The following is a 14,912-nucleotide window of genomic DNA, read 5'->3' as shown; positions in this document are numbered from 1 at the left end:
CACCACTGGCGGGACTCCTGATCGAATGGGTGAGCCCGGTGTGGGTCCTCGCCGCCGACGCCGCGACCTTCGCCGTGCTAGCCCTCACGTACCGCTTCGCCCTTCCCGCCACCGACCGGGCCGCACCGCACGACCGCGAGGTGTCACGGACTGCTGGTTTCGCTGTCATCCGCCACCAGCCCGCCCTGCTGGGCCTCCTGGTCCTGAGCCTCGGGTTCTTCTTCCTCTTCGGACCGGTGTACGTGGCGATGCCGATGCACATCACCGACGACCTGCACGCGTCGGCGACGCTGCTCGGCATCTACTACACCGCCTTCGGTGTCGGTGGCCTCGTCGGAGGTGTGGTCGCGGGTCACCTGCACCGCTGGCCGTTGGGGGCCACCACCATCGGCATCGTCGTCGGGTTCGGGGCGGCCATGCTGCCGCTCGGCCTGGGCGCACCGGTCAGCCTGTCCCTGCCGGCGTTCGCTCTCGCGGGTGTGATCTGGGCGCCGTACCGCTCCACGTCGATGGCGCTGTTCCAGCGCAGCACGTCGACCGAGCAACTGCCGGCGGTGCTCGCCGCGAACGGTGCCATCCTCGTGCTGGCCGTACCTCTGGGCACCATGCTGGGCGGGCCGTTGGTGGGCGCCATCGGCGCACGCCCGACGCTGCTGCTCTGCGCGGTAGCGATCGTGGCCCTCGGGCTGGTCGCCGCGGGGTTCGCGATCTCGCGGCGGAGCGCGCGAACCCCCGGCGGTCCAGCCGTCACCGAGATCAGTGCCCGTCGCTGATCTGGACGTCGTCCGGTGCCGGCCTGCCGCGCCCCGTCTCCACCAGCGCCTTGAGACTCATCAGGAAGGTCGCCCACTTGGTGCTGCACTGGTGCATCAGTTCGGTCGGCTCGCGCCAGCCCTCGTGCGTGAACTGGACGATCGTGTACCTGCCACGCTGTTCGAGATGCCAGTTGATCTGAGTGCCGATCCATTCCGCGGGGCCGTCGGTGACCCGCCACCGCACCCGGCCGGCCGGGTCCGACTCCAGGATGTCCAGGTCGAAACCATCGTCGTCGCCGAACCGGACGGCCAACCGTCCTCCGACCTCGCTCTTGCCGGCCGTGTCGACCGACCACCATCCGGCGACGCCCTCGGGAGTGGCCACCGCTCGGTGGACGTCGGCGAGCGGAGCGACGACGCCGACCTGGTGCAGAATGTTGACCATTGTCATGCTCCTTCGTCGTGGTGGCGATCGCGTTCGATTGCCTCGGCGATCCGCTTGATCCGGCGCAGACGGGCATCCCAGGTCGCACCGACCGCCGACAGTTGGGCGACCGCACGGGCGAGCTGCGCCTCGTCGACCTGGTAGTGACGCTCACGGCCCGCCGGCTCGCCGTGGATCAGCCCCACCCGGTCCAGGACGGCCAGGTGCTTCGCGACGGCCTGGCGGGTGACGGGCAGCCGCCTGCTCAGCGACGTGGCAGTGCCCGGTCCGTCGGCGAGAAGAAGATCGATCATGGTACGACGGGTGGGGTCGCCGATCGCGGACCACAGCTCGTCGTCGACTGCCGTACTCACGGGGTGGCGACCAGCCGCGCGACGTACGTGCCCAGCCTGGGCATGTAGTGGTCCCAGCCGTTCTCGTGGTCGCGGTACTGCTCCTCCAGGACGGCGACCTCCCAGCCCATCTCGCGGAACCCGGTCTCGGTCATGCGGACCCGGGTGCCCGCACCGCTGGGCGCCAGGTCGAAGGTCACGAGCAGCGCCTGCCCGCTCCGGCCCTCGTCGGTGAAGCACCACCGGAAGGAGAATCGCTTCGGCGGGTCGACCTCGACCACGGCGAGGGCGACGGTCGTCGTCTCGCCGGTGTCACCGTTGCGCCAGACCAGCTCGCCCGGTGCGCCCGCGACCGACTCGAACCGTGCGTCGTCCGGCCACCACTCCCGCATGTGCTCCGGTCGGCTGACCACCTCGAAGACAACCTCGGGTGACGCGTCGACGTGGATGTCGCGCTCGATCGTTCCCTGTTCCATGCCCTCACCCTTTCGCAACCTTTGGTTGCACCTAACCTACGTCGGCAACTCCCCCTCGCGCAACCTTTTGTTGCATGTCTCGGGATCGTCGTACCCGCGTCGGACAATGCCGGGCATGTCTGAGACGACTCCGCACCAGCACCACGCCATCGACTACGTCGAGTTCACGGTGACCGACCTCGCCGAGGCCAAGCGCTTCTACACCGAGGCGTTCGGCTGGCAGTTCAACGACTACGGCCCGGGGTACGCGGGCATCCGCAGCCCTCAGGGCGACTCGGAGGTGGGCGGTCTGCGCCTGGATGAGACTGTGCGGGCCGGCGGGCCACTGGTGCTGCTCTTCTCGGCCGACCTCGACACGTCGGTGCAGGCGGTCAAGGACGCCGGCGGTCAGGTGGTCGACGGGCCGTACGAGTTCCCCGGCGGCCGACGGTTCCACTTCACCGACCCCAGCGGCAACGAGCTGGGCGTCTGGGCCGAGCAGTAGGCAGCTGTCGCGGTGGCCGGCCGGCTTGACCGACCGCCATACGATCCGCGCATGCGGCGTGCGGAGATAGACGGAGTCACGGTCTTCCAACGCGACCTGCCGGGTGTGCTGAGCGCATCGTTGACGTTCGGCTGTGGCACCCGCGACGAAGAGGTCGACTCCATCGGCCTGAACCATCTGGTGCATCATCTGCTGGAACGGGCCGACCCGTATATCGCGGAGCAGTACGACAACGACACCTGGGTGAACGAGACCTCGTTCGTCGCCGCCGGCACGCCCGAGCAGGTCGCGGAGCACTTCACCGCTGTCTGCTCGGCCATCGGCGACCTTCCGCCGACGGACCTACCCGACGCCGTCGCCGACGTCGACGCGGACGACCGGTACGTGTCCGACATCGACGAGGGCGTGCTCGACCCCTGGGGATCACTGCTCGCCCGGCGGTTCGGGCCGCGCGGGCACGGCCTGGCGCGTTGGCCCGCCGTGGATTACCGCCTCTTCACGGCCGACGAGACCAGACAGCATGTGGGTAGGTTCTTCACCAGCGACAATGCCGTCCTCGCCACGACCGCCGAAGCACCTCCGTCGCTGCGACTGCGACTACCCGCCGGACCCCGCCCAGACCACGACACACGCCTCGTGCACCACCAGTCGGGCCCGGTCTGGTACGCCGATGAAGTGCACGGTGTCGCGCTGGTCGTCGGCTCCGCACCCAGCGTGGAAGCCCTCCTGCTGATGTCCGCGCTGAGATCGCGCGTCTTCCAGGCGGTGCAGCGGGCCGGGATCGCCCGGTTCGCCGAGCTCATGACCGAGGTCGTCGACGGCACGCGGCACGAACTCGGCATCAGGATCAGCCCGACGGGAGCCAGGCGGATCGACGCTGCGTCGGCGGCGGAACTGCTCTGGGCCGAGCTACGGAGACTGGTGCACGACGGGCTCGACCAGGCCGACATGGCCACCCTGGAGGCGACTCGGACCGCGGTCATACCCGAGGACCTCGCGCCCACGTACGAGGCGTTGGCCTGGAGGCAACCGATCCGAGATGCCGAATCCGCTGTCCACCTGGAGTTGTTCGGCACTACCGAGCACTACCTCACGGATCCGCTCACCGAACCGGACGGGCTCTCTCCGGCCGCGGCGCGGGACATCATGTCGGGCTGGCTCTCCTCCGCCATGATCGTCGTGCCGTACGGATCGCGACCGGACCTCCCCGGTGTCACCGACGCCTCCTGCCCCAGCACCCGCTTCGTGCCGGCAGGTGACGTGGTCCGGCCGGCCTTCAGGAAGCGGTTCGGCAACAAGGGCTCGCTGGTGATCGGCACCGATGCCATTTCCACGGTGGACGGCGAGGGCAACGTGCACACTGTCCCGCTGTCCCAGGCGCTCGTGGTCGAGCGGGACGACGCGCTCTGGCTCGCCCACGTTGGCCACGGCTGCGTCACCACCATCTCCGACTTCGCCCACGCAGCCGACAAGCTCCGATCCGCGCTACCCGCGCGGCGGATCCGTAGAGCGTCAGAGACCTGAGCCCGCAGGCGGGTTGCCAGCGGCCGTCACTGCCGCCGAGCGCGCAACACACCGGTCAGCATCGGCAGGGTGAACTCGCCCTCGGCGGTCTCCGGTCTGCTCGCGAGAAACGAACGGATCCGGCCGAGAAGGGCCTCCCGGTCCTGCTCTGGCATGACCAGCATTCCCGCCCGGGTGGCGAGCGTCGCGACGAGGGAGTCGGCGGTCCGGCGCTGCCCGTGCGGAAACTCTGCCTGCTCCGACGCCGTGAACCGGGCGACCGGGCCGAGCATGTCTGCTGTCGCCGTCCGCCAGGCGCTCAACGTGTCACGCGGGCCGATGGCTGCGCTCCCGCTGACCCGTTCGAGGTCGGCAACCCAGTCGATCCGGTCGTCCATGACGTTCCACAGACCAGCCAGGACGCCGCCGGGTGCGAGGACCCGGGTAATTTCCGGCCCCGCGACGGCCATGTCGAACCAGTGCAGGGCGTTGCCGGCCAACACGGCGTCGACAGAGCCGTCCGGCAAGGGGATGGCCTCGGCGCCGCCCGGCAGCGCACGAACGGCCGGCATCGCGCGGCGCAGCTCGGTGAGCATCGCCGGGTCGGGCTCGACCGCAACGACGTCCACGCCCACCGCGAGCAGTGTGGCGGACAGCTTGCCGGTGCCGGCGCCAAGGTCGAGCACGCGCTGGCCGGGCGCGACGTCAAGCGCCCATCGAACGGCGGCCTGCGCGTAGTCCGGGCGATGCTCGGCGTACGCGGCAGCCGCCGCGCCGAACGACGATCGCAGCAACTGTTCCGTCATGCGGTCAACCTACCCCGGTCAATGGACGTCGACTGCGACCATGGCCACCGTGAAGATCGTGCGGATCTGGTGGCGGATGCGCTACCCGGCCTACCTGCTCGGCATCGTGGTCGGGATGGTCATGATGTGGCTGCCCGTCAAGACCTTCAACGACACCGACGCATGGGAAGACCGACTCCGGGCGGACGGCGTGCCGATCCAGGCGGTCATCTACGAGACCGTGCACAAGGGACGCAACAGCAACACGATGCACATGCGCTACCAGGTGGCAGGGGCCGCTCGTCAGGCCGAGGTCGGCTGTTGGGAGGTCTGCCTCCCGGCCGACACTGCCGTGCGGATCTGGGTCAACCCCGATGATCCAGACGATTTCGTGACCGAGTTCGGGACGTTGAGTGGGAATCGCGGCCGGCTGCAGGGCGCGGTCGGGGCTGCGGGTCTGATCCTGTCCGGCACGATGCTGGCCGCCGTGGTCGGCCGCTTCCTCGGACGACGACGAGACCGCCGACGGCGCGACTGGCAGTCACAACAACGAGATCAGCGCCGACGACAGTTCCTGAACGCCAGGGGCGGAACCAAGCGCAAGCCGAGCCGCCGCTGACCAGGCCGCCGCGATCGACCCACCAACAGAAGGCGCTCCGGCGGCTAGCGGCGGTCGCGCTCAGTCGAGTGCTGACGCCGGAGCAGCAGCACGGCTGTCACCAGGTAACCAACACCGAGCAGTGCTGCCAACACAGCGACGATCACGGACCAACTGATCGGCTCTCCGACGGCGAACACCCCGTACGCCACGGCGAGGAGGAGCCAGAACCCTCCCAGGACAAAGCCCTGCTTCGGGGTCTTCGCTGTCTGCCACCACGGGCTACCCGCCGGTCCCACGTATGCGATCCTGCCACCTGTCCTGTGGCACGGCTGTGCATGGGAGACAGCATGGAGATCACTTCTGGCGGTACGCCGGGGCCCCGTCTTGCCGACCGTCTGGCCGTTCTCGACAACAACGTCTATGGCCGCCTCCACCACGCGCCGAGGACGAAGGATCTGGTCGAGATGTTCGTGCGCGCGGGTTGGCGTGCTCGCGCGAGCTCGTGGACGGAGTACGAGGTTGGCCATGAATGGGTCCGCATCGGACTGGTCGAGGCGTCGCCGGACGAACACCTCTTCAGCGGCATCGTTGATCCGTCCCGCCTCGACGAACTCGCTGCCTTCTTCGCGGGACTGAGCCTGCGCTACTCGATCGAACTGTGGAGCGACGACCAGACAAACCTTCTGCGAGAACTCGCCGGATGACCGGCTCGGTGTGAGGCTGCGAAAGACGTTGAGACGGACCTAGTGGCCTTCAGCGATCTGGTGCCCCGAGTACGACGGTGAGGCCCTCTTCGGCCGCCAGAACGACCCCGTCGAACTCCATCTGAGCGGCGGCCACCGAAGCAGCCCGGTCGTTGCCTGGCCAGAAGTGGGTGAGCAGCAGTCGGCGAGCCCTCGCCCGGCGAGCCCAGTGACCTGCCTCGATAGAGGTCATGAGATGACGTGTGGGGCGGTTGGTCTCGCCGTCGCGGTCAGTGGCCTCGACGATGAAGAGGTCGGCGTCGCGGCCGAGTTCGGCCAGCACAGGGGTCGGGCCAGTGTCCCCCGAGTAGGCCACGGCGATACCGTCGGCCTGTAGACGAATGCCTGCGTTGGGCACGTAGTGCGGAAGTGACAGTCCGGTCAGGTCGAACGGTCCCACTCGATAGTTGCCGGGCAGCAGATGCACGTCGAAGACTGCGTGCAGGTCGACATCGGGCTCCAGGCCGCTGAGCCGTTCGAGCACACCTGGCGGGCAGTACAACGGCAACTGTGGTCCACCAGAGTCGCCGTAGAGCCGCATCCGGAACAGTCCGTGCAGGTCGATGCAGTGATCAGGGTGCTCGTGGGTGATGACGACAGCATGCAGCGCACCATCCGGCCAGTGCGCGAGCAGCCGCGGCAGCGTGGCGTAGCCGAGGTCGAGCACAAGGCGGTAGCCGTCCCAGTCCACTGCGAAGCCGCTACAGGCGCGGCCCGGCTCCGGAAAGGCACCACAACTGCCGAGCACGGTGACCTGTCGCATCCGCACAGATTGCCAGCCCGCCAGCTATCTACCCGCCCTGCATCCTTTCACCTGGCCCTCGTCCAGCCCCCGCTCGCTTCGCCCGGTATGGTCGCGACCTTGTTGTCACTGCGGGGCGCCCATGAGATCCACGTCGGCCGCCCCGGCAGTTCCCTTGCTGAGAGTAGGTCTCGTCAATGGCATGCCGTATCAGTGAAATCGTGCTCAAGTGCCGCGACCCCGAGGTGCTGGCGCGGTTCTGGTGCGAGGTCCTGGACTTCGTAGAGCTCGATCGCGAAGAGGGGGTCTACCTCGAGATCGGCCCGCGCGAAGGGTTCGGCGGCCCGCAGCCGACGATCTTCCTCATCCGCAACGACGAGCCCAGGAACGGGCATGCCCGGCTGCACATCGACGTCAACCCGACCGACCGCGATCAGGATGCCGAGCTGGAGCGCCTCCTGGCCGCAGGGGCCAAACTCGTCGACATCGGTCAGCCCGCAGATGCGTCCTGGCGCGTCCTCGCCGATCCAGAAGGCAACGAGTTCTGCCTGCTCAAGCGCCGCCTCGACCCACTCTGACGGCCCTCGCCCAACCGATCGACGCAGCCGCCACGCCGCAGCCGACGACAAGATCTGGCGACCCCATCAACAGCTGCGGGGGCGGGTGGATGCGGAGGAGCCAGCCGTCTGACCTGCGGGGACGGGCCGGGGTCAGACGTTGAAGCGGAACTCCACGACGTCGCCGTCCTGCATGACGTACTCCTTGCCCTCGATGCGGACCTTGCCCGCCGCCTTGGCCGACGCCATCGAGCCGTGCTCGACCAGGTCGTGGTACGAGACCACCTCGGCTTTGATGAAGCCGCGCTGGAAGTCGCTGTGGATTACGCCCGCGGCCTCCGGCGCGGTGGCGCCGACCGGGACGGTCCAGGCGCGCGCCTCCTTGGGGCCGGCCGTGAGGTACGTCTGGAGGCCGAGGGTGCGGAAGCCGACCCGGACGAGCTGGTTGAGGCCCGGCTCGTTCTGGCCGATCGACTCCAGCAGCTCGCGGGCCTCCTCCTCGGGCAGGTCCACCAGCTCAGACTCGATCTTGGCGTCCATGAAGACGGCCTCGGCGGGGGCGACCAGGGCGCGTAGTTCGTCGAGGAACGCCTCGTTGGCCAGCTCGGCCTCGTCGACGTTGAAGACGTACAGGAAGGGCTTGGTGGTGAGCAGATGCAGCTCGCGCAGGTGCTCAAGCTCGATCTTGGCGGCGGCGGCCCCGGAGTAGAGGGTGGTGCCGCCGTCGAGCACCTCGATGGCGGCCTTCGCGGCGGCCACGGCGACGGCCCGGTCCTTGCGGAGCTTGGCCTCCTTCTCCAACCGGGGCAGCGCCTTGTCCAGGGTCTGCAGGTCGGCGAGGATCAGCTCGGTGTTGATCGTCTCGATGTCGTCGGCCGGGGAGATCTTGCCGTCGACGTGCACCACGTTCGGGTCGGAGAAGGCCCGGACCACCTGGCAGATCGCCGACGCGTCCCGGATGTTCGCCAGGAAGGCGTTGCCCCGGCCCTGCCCCTTGGACGCGCCGCGAACCAGGCCGGCGATGTCGACGAACGACACCGGGGCCGGCAGCACCTTCTGCGAGGAGAAGATCTCGGCCAGCTTGCCCAGCCGTTCGTCGGGAAGCCCGACCACGCCGACGTTGGGCTCGATGGTGGCGAACGGGTAGTTCGCCGCCAGCACGTCGTTCTTGGTCAACGCGTTGAAAAGCGTGCTCTTGCCGACGTTGGGCAGGCCGACGATGCCGATGGAGAGACTCACGACCAGCCAGCTTACGCGGGTGCCGACCGGGCCGACCGAGGCGGCTCCGATCCACCCTGAAACGACGGCCCGGCAGAGCCTTCGACGCTCAGCCGAGCAGGCGTGGGGCGATGACCGCCTCCCGGACACTGCCGTCCACGCCTCGGCTGACCTCGTACGCCGAGACGCCCTCACGGTCCGCGACTGCCTCGACCAGCCGGGTGCCCCGGTAGACCAGCCCGACCCCGTCGTCGGTGCAGTGGCTGGTCGGCAGCGTCTCGTCACCGACCAGCTCGTGCATGAGCGGGCGGCGTTGACCCTCGCTGTCGTAGTGCACCCCGTTGCCGTACGGCAGCCAGCCCAGGCCGTCGGTGAAGCCGCGCAGCCGGGGGCCGAAGCTGTCGGTGGCACCACCGACGTGCCAGCAGATCGAGCCGGCGGAGACACCGGCCAGCACCACGCCCGCCTGCCAGCACTCGTGCAGGATTTCGTCGAGCCCGTGCACCCGCCAGACGGCGACCAGGTTGGCCACGCTGCCGCCGCCGACCCAGATCACGTCCTGGTCGAGCAGGTGGGCGCGAACGTCGTCGACGTTCGGCATGGGGAACAGGGCGAGGTGCGACAGCCGGAACCGGGTGGCGGCGAACGCGCTGTAGACAGCGGTCAGCGAGGTGGGCTGGTCGCCGACGGCCTGCCCGAGGTAGCAGACCCGCGGGTGCGGACCAGCCTCGGCCAGCTCGGCCGCCAGGTCGAAGACCGGGCTGGGCCGCATGTCGTAGGGCCCTCGGTCACCCCGGGAGAACCCCATGCTGGTGGCGATGATGGTCGGCTCGCTGGCAGGCATCGGGGCGTCCTTCCGTCGGGGCGTTGCCGTGCCCATCCTGCCTCAGCCGACACACCCCGCAGGCTCGACGGTCACCGGGACCCCTCCGGTCGCCGTTGGCGAGGCACCTCGACCTCGGGCCAGCAGGCGACGGCCGGCCGGTCCGCCGGGGGCAGTTGCCCTGCGGCGGCACGGGGCAGGGTGAACCGGTCGGCGGCGGCCGGCCCCGCCGAGAACGACTCGCGCAGCATCCACCGCACCTCGTCGGCCGTCCAGCCCAACCCCGGCCGGGCGGCGATCTCGCGAACCAGCCGGCGGCCGACCCGGGTGTCGTCGTCGTAGAAGCGCATGCACCAGTGGTGCGTCCACATCCCGAGCGCCCGCAGGCCCGCATCGTCGAGGGAACCGGCCAGTCGGCCGCAGGCGGTGTCGGAGAAGGCCCGCTCGGGGTCGGTCGCCCGGTCCCGTTCGATGGCACCCACGGCGGCCGGCGCGACCGCCCGCATCCGTCGGTAGAAGGCCTGCACCACAGCGCGGGGCAACGGCGGGAAAGCACCCGATGTCGACGCCGCCGCCCAACCCGCCACGCTCGCCATCCGCCGCACCCCTTCTTGAGTTGGTGGCCGGACGGTACCCGCCACGACCGACACTTCCGGGCCGGAAAAACCCCTCGGATCGCGGATAGCGACGATGACCTGGGGCGTCTGTAGGTGTGACAACGAAACGGGGGTGATGAGTGGACGAGGACGAGCGCGCGCGGCTGGCCGAGTTCGTCGCCAGCCGGACCCCAGCGCTGATGCGGGTCGCGTACCTCCTGACCGGGGACCGCAGCGCCGCCGAGGACCTGTTCCAGACCGCGTTGGCGCGGACCATCCCGAAGTGGGGAACCATCCGGCACGCCGACCCGGAGGGATATCTGCGCGTGGTGATGTACCGCGTGCAGATCAGCTGGTGGCGGCGACTGCGCCGATGGCGGGAGACGCCCCTCAACCCGGCCGACGAACCGGTCGGTGCCGACCCGAGCGGCGGCTCCGACGTGCGGTTGGCGATGCGGGCCGCGCTACGTCACCTGCCGCCGGCGCAGCGGGCGGTGGTGGTCCTGCGCTACTACGAGGATCTGCCCGAAGCCCGGGTGGCCGAGCTTCTGGGCTGCTCGGTGGGCACCGTACGCAGCCGAACTCACCGGGCCGTCAAGCGGCTGCGCGACCTGCTGCCGGAGATCGAAATGCTGGAGGTACGGCAGTGACCGATCCCTTCGAGCACCTCATCCGCTCCACCCTCACCGACCTGGCCGAGGAGGCACCGATCGTGCATGACCAGTTGAATCGAGCGGAACGGCGGGTTCGCAACCGACGCCGCGCCACGGTGACGATGGGGGCGGTGGGCACTCTCGCGGCGATTCTGATCGCGGCGCCGATCGCCCTGGCCGCGACCGGCTCGGACGGGCCTCCCCCCGCCGTGCCGAGCCCAGCGGGCCCGGCGCCCGTGCCCAGCCCGCCCGTGCCCAGCCCGTCCACTCCGCCCACCCCGACCGTCGTGCCGAGTCCCGACGGTGCGACTCCAACCCCGTTGGCCCCGCCCGGAGTGCCGGGCCTCCCGACGATGACGCCGGTCCCGTCGACTCCGCCGGCCGTGCCAGGTCGGCCCGGCCGCCCCACTGTCATGCCGAGTCTGCCCGGCCTACCGGCCCAGTGACCGCGTCGCCGAGCCCTTCGCGTTGAGCAGGACCGGTCATGCCGAGGGTCTCCCCGCCCCGGCCTGACCGGCTCACCGCCGTCGTCCTCGGCGGCGGCCGACAGGAATTCCCGGGTCGCCGAACCGGGCATCCCCGAGATTCCGGTCACCTTCGGGCGGGCACTCCCCGTACGGGGAGCCACGAACAGGACGTACCGGTCCACGGGATTTGTCGGGGCCCGGCGTGGCCGCTCATCCTTGGGCCATGACCGATCCCGGCCACCCGAGGTGCGCGCTGCGGAGGCACCGATGACCGCCGCGATGGCCCGGGTGCCCGACTCGCTGCGGGGACAGATCGTCACACCCGGCGACCGCCGCTACGCGCAGCTGCGCTCGACGTACACCACCTCGGCGTCGCCGGCCGCCGTCCTGCTGCCGAAGACCACCGCGCAGGTGGTCGACGCCCTCCGTTACGCGCGGGAGCAGCGGCTGCCCATCGCCGTCCGCAGCGGCGGGCACGGCTTCTCCGGTGCCTCCTCCAACAACGGCGGCGTGGTCATCGACCTGTCCATGCTCAACCGGGTGCAGGTGCTCGACGAGCGGGCCGGGCTGGTCCGGGTCGAGGCGGGCGCCCGTTGGGCCAACGTGGCGAAGACACTGGCCCCGTACGGCCTGGTGATCAGTTCGGGCGACCACGGCGGTGTCGGCGTCGGTGGCCTGGCCACCGGCGGAGGTATCGGCTGGCTGGTCCGCGCTCACGGCCTCACCATCGACCGCGTCCGCGCGGTCGAGGTGGTCCTCGCCGACGGGACGCTGGTACGCGCGGACGCCGACCACGAGCCGGAACTGTTCTGGCTGGTCCGGGGCGCGGGAGCGGGCGCGGGGATCGTGGTGGCCTTCGAGATCGAGGCCGCCGAGCAGCGCAACGTCGGCGTGGCGCAGGTGGTCGTCGAGGCGCGGCCAAACGGGCGCACGATCAGGGAGTGGACCAGCTACCTCGCCCAGGCTCCGCGGGAGCTGTCCGCAGCCGCCGTGGTGTACGCCGAGGGCCGCTCGGCACTCATGTCCATCACCGCCGTGGTGGCCGCCGAGAGCCTGCGCCGGGCCCGGCCAGCGGTGGAGCCGCTGCTCGCCATCGGCAGGGTTCTCGAACACCGGACCGACCTGCTGCCCTACCCGGCCCTGGTCCCGACCGCGCACCTGCACCCGAACGTCGGGCAGCAGCGCGGTACGACCACGAACGGTCTGTTCCGCGACCTGGACGACGCCGGCGCTCGGGCCGTGATGCGAGCGGTGACCGGGCCGGGGCGGGTGGTGGTCCAGCTCCGCTCGCTGGGCGGGGCGATCAACGACGTTGCTTCCGACGCCACCGCGTACCCCCATCGCCACCAGGACACGATGGTGGTCGCCTCGGTGTTCCCTCCGCAGGGCGCGGGGGCGTTGGACGCCGCCTGGCGGGCGATCGGCGCGCGGGCCGACGGGGCGTACGTCAACTTCGAGAGCCGGCCCGGCCCGGACGCGTTCGCCCGGATCTACCCGGGCGAGACCGGAGCCCGGGTGCGGCGGCTGTGGAAGCGGTACGACCCGGACGGCGTGTTCCGCCCGGCCCTGCTGACCGGCCAACCGCAACGCGCCACGCAGCCGACCCGGTCCGCCCAGCCCACCGGATCTGGCCAGCCGCATCGGCGCCGTCGTCGCCCCCGTTGACGGCGGCCCTGGATACCAGCACTCCCAGGTCCGAATCCCGCCAGCCGTCGGCCCGCCGGGCGGTGCATCATCGGGGACATGGAGATGGACTTCGAGCGGTGTTACCGGGCCGTGGATAGCCGTGACCAACGGTTCGACGGCTGGTTCTACACCGGCGTGACGTCCACCGGCATCTACTGCCGACCGTCCTGCCCCGCGATCACACCCAAGCGGCAGAACGTCCGGTTCTTCCCGTCGGCCGCGGCCGCGCAGGGCGCCGGGTTGCGCGCCTGCCGCCGCTGCCGGCCGGACGCCGCACCCGGCTCACCGCAGTGGGACATCCGCGCGGACGTGGTCGGCCGGGCGATGCGGCTGATCGCCGACGGGGTGGTCGACCGCGCCGGCGTCCCGGGGCTGGCCTCGCGCCTCGGCTACACCGAGCGGCACCTGCACCGGATGCTGAGCGCCGAGATGGGCGCCGGCCCGCTCGCGCTGGCCCGGGCCCAGCGGGCGCAGACCGCCCGGATCCTGATCGAGACGACTGACCTCGGGATGGCCGAGATCGCGTTCGCCGCGGGCTTCGGCAGCGTGCGGCAGTTCAACGACACGCTCCGCGAGGTGTACGCGAGCGCGCCGTCGGACCTGCGGACGGCCCGTGGTCGCCAGCAGGCGGCGACCGGGGCGGGGACCATCACCCTGCGGTTGGCGTACCGCCCGCCGTTGCACGCCCAGGCGCTGCTGGACTTCCTCGCGGTGCGGGCGTTGCCCGGGGTGGACGAGGTCCGCGACGGGACGTACCGCAGGGGTCTGCGGTTGCCGCACGGCATCGGCGAGGTGGCGCTGACCCCGGCGGACGGGCACGTGGCGGCGACGCTGCGGCTGACCGACCTGCGCGACCTGGCACCCGCCGTGGCCCGGTGCCGTCGACTGCTCGACCTGGACGCGGACCCGACGGCGATCGACGCCACCCTCGCGGCGGACCCGGCGCTGGCGCGGGCGGTCGCCACCGAACCCGGGGTCCGGCTCCCCCGTGCGGTGGACGGCTTCGAGATGGCCGTGCGCGCCGTCGTCGGCCAACAGGTCTCGGTAACGGCGGCCCAGAAGACCCTCACCCGCCTCCTGACCCACCAGGTCGATCATGAGGTTGACGAGGCCGATGGAGATCGAATGCGGGGGTTCTTGAGCGCGGAGGAACTGTTGGGCCTGCCGGACAGCGGGTTCGGGATGCCTTCGGCGCGGCGGGAGACCCTGCGGGGGTTGGCTCGGGTCGTGGCGGACGGGGCACTGGACCTCGCGCCGGGCGTGGATCGCGAGGAGGCCGTGCGGCAACTGGTCGCGCTGCCCGGCATCGGCCCGTGGACCGCCAACTACCTGGCCATGCGCGCCCTCGGCGACCCGGACATCCTGCTCAGCACCGACCTCGCGGTCCGGCGCGGCGCCGCCGCGCTCGGCCTGCCCGACACCCAAAAGACCCTCGACGGGTACGCCGAGCGGTGGCGTCCCTGGCGGTCCTACGCCACGATCAGACTCTGGAGAGCCGCATGAGCATCGACAGCACCGTCCTGACCACACCGACCGGCCCGTTGAGCATCCTCGCCGGCCCGGACGGCGACGTACGGGCCGCCGGCTTCACCCATGACCCGGCGGCACTGCTGCCCCTGGTCCACCCGACCCTGCGAGCGCCGCTGCGACAGCGGGGCGACCTCGGCCCGGTGAGCGTCGCCGTGACGTCCTACCTGGACGGTGACCTCGCCGCAATCGACGCGGTGCCGGTCCGTCAGGTCACCGGCGGCGAGTTCATGGCACACGCCTGGCAGGTGCTGCGCGAGGTGCCGCCGGGCACCCCGGTCACCTACACCGGGTACGCGGCGCTGGCCGGCCGACCACCGGCGGTGCGAGCCGCCGCGGCGGCCTGTGCCCGCAACGCCGTCGCGCTGTTCGTGCCCTGCCACCGGGTGCTCCGCACCGACGGATCGCTCGGTGGCTACCGCTGGGGGCTGGACGTGAAGATGTGGCTTCTCGGTCATGAGCGGCGCTTGACAGCAAGCTGACAGAGGCACCGACACCTGTTAGACGCTACCGTCTGGT

Annotated in this window: 20 protein-coding genes; 11 read left to right on the top strand and 9 right to left on the bottom strand. The window is 70.7% G+C overall.

Translation table 11 applies throughout. The features are described 5' to 3' along the window. On the top strand, positions 1-773 hold a 773-nt coding region (locus tag ACWCO3_RS06550), incomplete at its 5' end, for an MFS transporter (RefSeq protein WP_450008822.1). Here the strand turns inward: ACWCO3_RS06550 and ACWCO3_RS06545 are convergent. The 3 genes from ACWCO3_RS06545 to ACWCO3_RS06535 are packed head-to-tail and all read right to left on the bottom strand — an operon-like array spanning position 757 to position 2,008. Further along, on the bottom strand, positions 757-1,200 hold the full coding sequence (locus tag ACWCO3_RS06545) for an SRPBCC family protein (protein ID WP_450008820.1): 444 nt from the start codon (positions 1,198-1,200) through the stop codon (positions 757-759). The two genes, ACWCO3_RS06550 and ACWCO3_RS06545, sit on opposite strands and share 17 nt — an antisense overlap. 2 nt (positions 1,201-1,202) lie before the next feature. Beyond that, positions 1,203-1,553, bottom strand: a complete 351-nt coding sequence (locus ACWCO3_RS06540) for an ArsR/SmtB family transcription factor (protein WP_278142574.1) — start codon at positions 1,551-1,553, stop codon at positions 1,203-1,205. Next, positions 1,550-2,008, bottom strand: a complete 459-nt coding sequence (locus ACWCO3_RS06535) for an SRPBCC domain-containing protein (protein WP_354890588.1) — start codon at positions 2,006-2,008, stop codon at positions 1,550-1,552. The genes ACWCO3_RS06540 and ACWCO3_RS06535 overlap by 4 nt, the downstream gene beginning before the upstream one ends. 115 nt (positions 2,009-2,123) lie before the next feature. On the opposite strand from ACWCO3_RS06535, the gene ACWCO3_RS06530 reads away from it, so the two are divergent. Further along, positions 2,124-2,492 (top strand): VOC family protein, encoded by a 369-nt coding sequence (locus tag ACWCO3_RS06530; RefSeq protein WP_145779025.1) that lies wholly within the window; start codon positions 2,124-2,126, stop codon positions 2,490-2,492. Positions 2,493-2,543: 51 nt separating this feature from the next. After that, positions 2,544-4,016 carry a hypothetical protein gene (locus tag ACWCO3_RS06525; RefSeq protein ID WP_450008817.1) on the top strand — a complete coding sequence of 491 codons (1,473 nt, stop codon included), beginning with the start codon at positions 2,544-2,546 and terminating at the stop codon, positions 4,014-4,016. Positions 4,017-4,042: 26 nt separating this feature from the next. Here ACWCO3_RS06525 and ACWCO3_RS06520 read toward each other — a convergent pair whose 3' ends face one another. Then, positions 4,043-4,801, bottom strand: a complete 759-nt coding sequence (locus ACWCO3_RS06520; RefSeq protein ID WP_358076808.1) for a class I SAM-dependent methyltransferase — start codon at positions 4,799-4,801, stop codon at positions 4,043-4,045. Positions 4,802-4,841: 40 nt separating this feature from the next. Here ACWCO3_RS06520 and ACWCO3_RS06515 point away from each other — a divergent pair, with 40 nt between their 5' ends. Then, positions 4,842-5,399: a DUF3592 domain-containing protein gene (locus ACWCO3_RS06515; protein WP_450008814.1), complete on the top strand. Its 558-nt coding sequence runs from the start codon at positions 4,842-4,844 to the stop codon at positions 5,397-5,399. Positions 5,400-5,443: 44 nt separating this feature from the next. On the opposite strand, the gene ACWCO3_RS06510 is transcribed toward ACWCO3_RS06515, so the two are convergent. After that, entirely contained in the window at positions 5,444-5,677 is a 234-nt protein-coding gene (locus ACWCO3_RS06510) for a hypothetical protein (protein ID WP_357840245.1), read from the bottom strand. Positions 5,678-5,728: 51 nt separating this feature from the next. Between ACWCO3_RS06510 and ACWCO3_RS06505 the strand changes: the two genes are divergently transcribed. Beyond that, positions 5,729-6,085, top strand: a complete 357-nt coding sequence (locus tag ACWCO3_RS06505) for a hypothetical protein (protein ID WP_145779020.1) — start codon at positions 5,729-5,731, stop codon at positions 6,083-6,085. 49 nt (positions 6,086-6,134) lie between these two features. Here ACWCO3_RS06505 and ACWCO3_RS06500 read toward each other — a convergent pair whose 3' ends face one another. After that, a complete protein-coding gene (locus ACWCO3_RS06500; RefSeq protein WP_450008812.1) occupies positions 6,135-6,887 on the bottom strand; it encodes an MBL fold metallo-hydrolase in 753 nt (250 codons plus the stop codon). Positions 6,888-7,063: 176 nt separating this feature from the next. On the opposite strand from ACWCO3_RS06500, the gene ACWCO3_RS06495 reads away from it, so the two are divergent. Then, a complete protein-coding gene (locus tag ACWCO3_RS06495) occupies positions 7,064-7,444 on the top strand; it encodes a VOC family protein (protein WP_357929816.1) in 381 nt (126 codons plus the stop codon). A gap of 132 nt (positions 7,445-7,576) precedes the next feature. Here ACWCO3_RS06495 and ychF read toward each other — a convergent pair whose 3' ends face one another. The 3 genes from ychF to ACWCO3_RS06480 all read right to left on the bottom strand — a co-directional run bounded on the left by ychF (position 7,577) and on the right by ACWCO3_RS06480 (position 10,060). Further along, positions 7,577-8,662 (bottom strand): redox-regulated ATPase YchF, encoded by a 1,086-nt coding sequence (gene ychF / locus ACWCO3_RS06490; RefSeq protein WP_088987705.1) that lies wholly within the window; start codon positions 8,660-8,662, stop codon positions 7,577-7,579. Between the two features lie 88 nt (positions 8,663-8,750). Next, positions 8,751-9,485 (bottom strand): Type 1 glutamine amidotransferase-like domain-containing protein, encoded by a 735-nt coding sequence (locus ACWCO3_RS06485; protein WP_145779017.1) that lies wholly within the window; start codon positions 9,483-9,485, stop codon positions 8,751-8,753. A gap of 71 nt (positions 9,486-9,556) precedes the next feature. Further along, complete coding sequence (locus tag ACWCO3_RS06480) at positions 9,557-10,060, bottom strand: hypothetical protein (RefSeq protein WP_450008808.1); 504 nt, start codon at positions 10,058-10,060, stop codon at positions 9,557-9,559. Between the two features lie 140 nt (positions 10,061-10,200). Between ACWCO3_RS06480 and ACWCO3_RS06475 the strand changes: the two genes are divergently transcribed. From ACWCO3_RS06475 to ACWCO3_RS06455, 5 genes are all read left to right on the top strand, one after another. Next, positions 10,201-10,710 (top strand): SigE family RNA polymerase sigma factor, encoded by a 510-nt coding sequence (locus ACWCO3_RS06475; protein WP_145779016.1) that lies wholly within the window; start codon positions 10,201-10,203, stop codon positions 10,708-10,710. Beyond that, positions 10,707-11,159, top strand: coding sequence for a hypothetical protein (locus ACWCO3_RS06470; protein ID WP_450008805.1), 453 nt, complete (start codon positions 10,707-10,709; stop codon positions 11,157-11,159). The genes ACWCO3_RS06475 and ACWCO3_RS06470 overlap by 4 nt, the downstream gene beginning before the upstream one ends. A gap of 288 nt (positions 11,160-11,447) precedes the next feature. Further along, positions 11,448-12,845, top strand: a complete 1,398-nt coding sequence (locus ACWCO3_RS06465; RefSeq protein ID WP_450008803.1) for an FAD-binding oxidoreductase — start codon at positions 11,448-11,450, stop codon at positions 12,843-12,845. Positions 12,846-12,923: 78 nt separating this feature from the next. Next, the gene (locus ACWCO3_RS06460; RefSeq protein ID WP_358167859.1) at positions 12,924-14,369 is read left to right on the top strand and encodes a DNA-3-methyladenine glycosylase 2 family protein; all 1,446 of its coding nucleotides are present in this window, start codon (positions 12,924-12,926) and stop codon (positions 14,367-14,369) included. Further along, complete coding sequence (locus ACWCO3_RS06455; protein WP_145779013.1) at positions 14,366-14,875, top strand: methylated-DNA--[protein]-cysteine S-methyltransferase; 510 nt, start codon at positions 14,366-14,368, stop codon at positions 14,873-14,875. The genes ACWCO3_RS06460 and ACWCO3_RS06455 overlap by 4 nt, the downstream gene beginning before the upstream one ends. The last annotated feature ends 37 nt before the right edge of the window (positions 14,876-14,912 follow it).

It is taken from the genome of Micromonospora sp. NPDC002411 (assembly GCF_053592955.1).
The sequence above is the reverse complement of the archived record's forward strand: the minus strand, read 5'-3'. Positions and strand labels throughout refer to the sequence as shown.

Excerpts from the sequence above, each read along its gene's own strand:
- ACWCO3_RS06485 (WP_145779017.1), bottom strand. The coding sequence starts at position 9,485 with ATGCCTGCCAGCGAGCCGACCATCATCGCCACCAGCATGGGGTTCTCC.
- ACWCO3_RS06520 (WP_358076808.1), bottom strand. The coding sequence starts at position 4,801 with ATGACGGAACAGTTGCTGCGATCGTCGTTCGGCGCGGCGGCTGCCGCG.
- ACWCO3_RS06545 (WP_450008820.1), bottom strand. The coding sequence starts at position 1,200 with ATGGTCAACATTCTGCACCAGGTCGGCGTCGTCGCTCCGCTCGCCGAC.
- ACWCO3_RS06455 (WP_145779013.1), top strand. The coding sequence starts at position 14,366 with ATGAGCATCGACAGCACCGTCCTGACCACACCGACCGGCCCGTTGAGC.
- ACWCO3_RS06465 (WP_450008803.1), top strand. The coding sequence starts at position 11,448 with ATGACCGCCGCGATGGCCCGGGTGCCCGACTCGCTGCGGGGACAGATC.
- ACWCO3_RS06480 (WP_450008808.1), bottom strand. The coding sequence starts at position 10,060 with ATGGCGAGCGTGGCGGGTTGGGCGGCGGCGTCGACATCGGGTGCTTTC.
- ACWCO3_RS06525 (WP_450008817.1), top strand. The coding sequence starts at position 2,544 with ATGCGGCGTGCGGAGATAGACGGAGTCACGGTCTTCCAACGCGACCTG.
- ACWCO3_RS06535 (WP_354890588.1), bottom strand. The coding sequence starts at position 2,008 with ATGGAACAGGGAACGATCGAGCGCGACATCCACGTCGACGCGTCACCC.
- ACWCO3_RS06530 (WP_145779025.1), top strand. The coding sequence starts at position 2,124 with ATGTCTGAGACGACTCCGCACCAGCACCACGCCATCGACTACGTCGAG.
- ACWCO3_RS06505 (WP_145779020.1), top strand. The coding sequence starts at position 5,729 with ATGGAGATCACTTCTGGCGGTACGCCGGGGCCCCGTCTTGCCGACCGT.
- ACWCO3_RS06495 (WP_357929816.1), top strand. The coding sequence starts at position 7,064 with ATGGCATGCCGTATCAGTGAAATCGTGCTCAAGTGCCGCGACCCCGAG.
- ACWCO3_RS06460 (WP_358167859.1), top strand. The coding sequence starts at position 12,924 with ATGGAGATGGACTTCGAGCGGTGTTACCGGGCCGTGGATAGCCGTGAC.
- ACWCO3_RS06515 (WP_450008814.1), top strand. The coding sequence starts at position 4,842 with ATGGCCACCGTGAAGATCGTGCGGATCTGGTGGCGGATGCGCTACCCG.
- ACWCO3_RS06500 (WP_450008812.1), bottom strand. The coding sequence starts at position 6,887 with ATGCGACAGGTCACCGTGCTCGGCAGTTGTGGTGCCTTTCCGGAGCCG.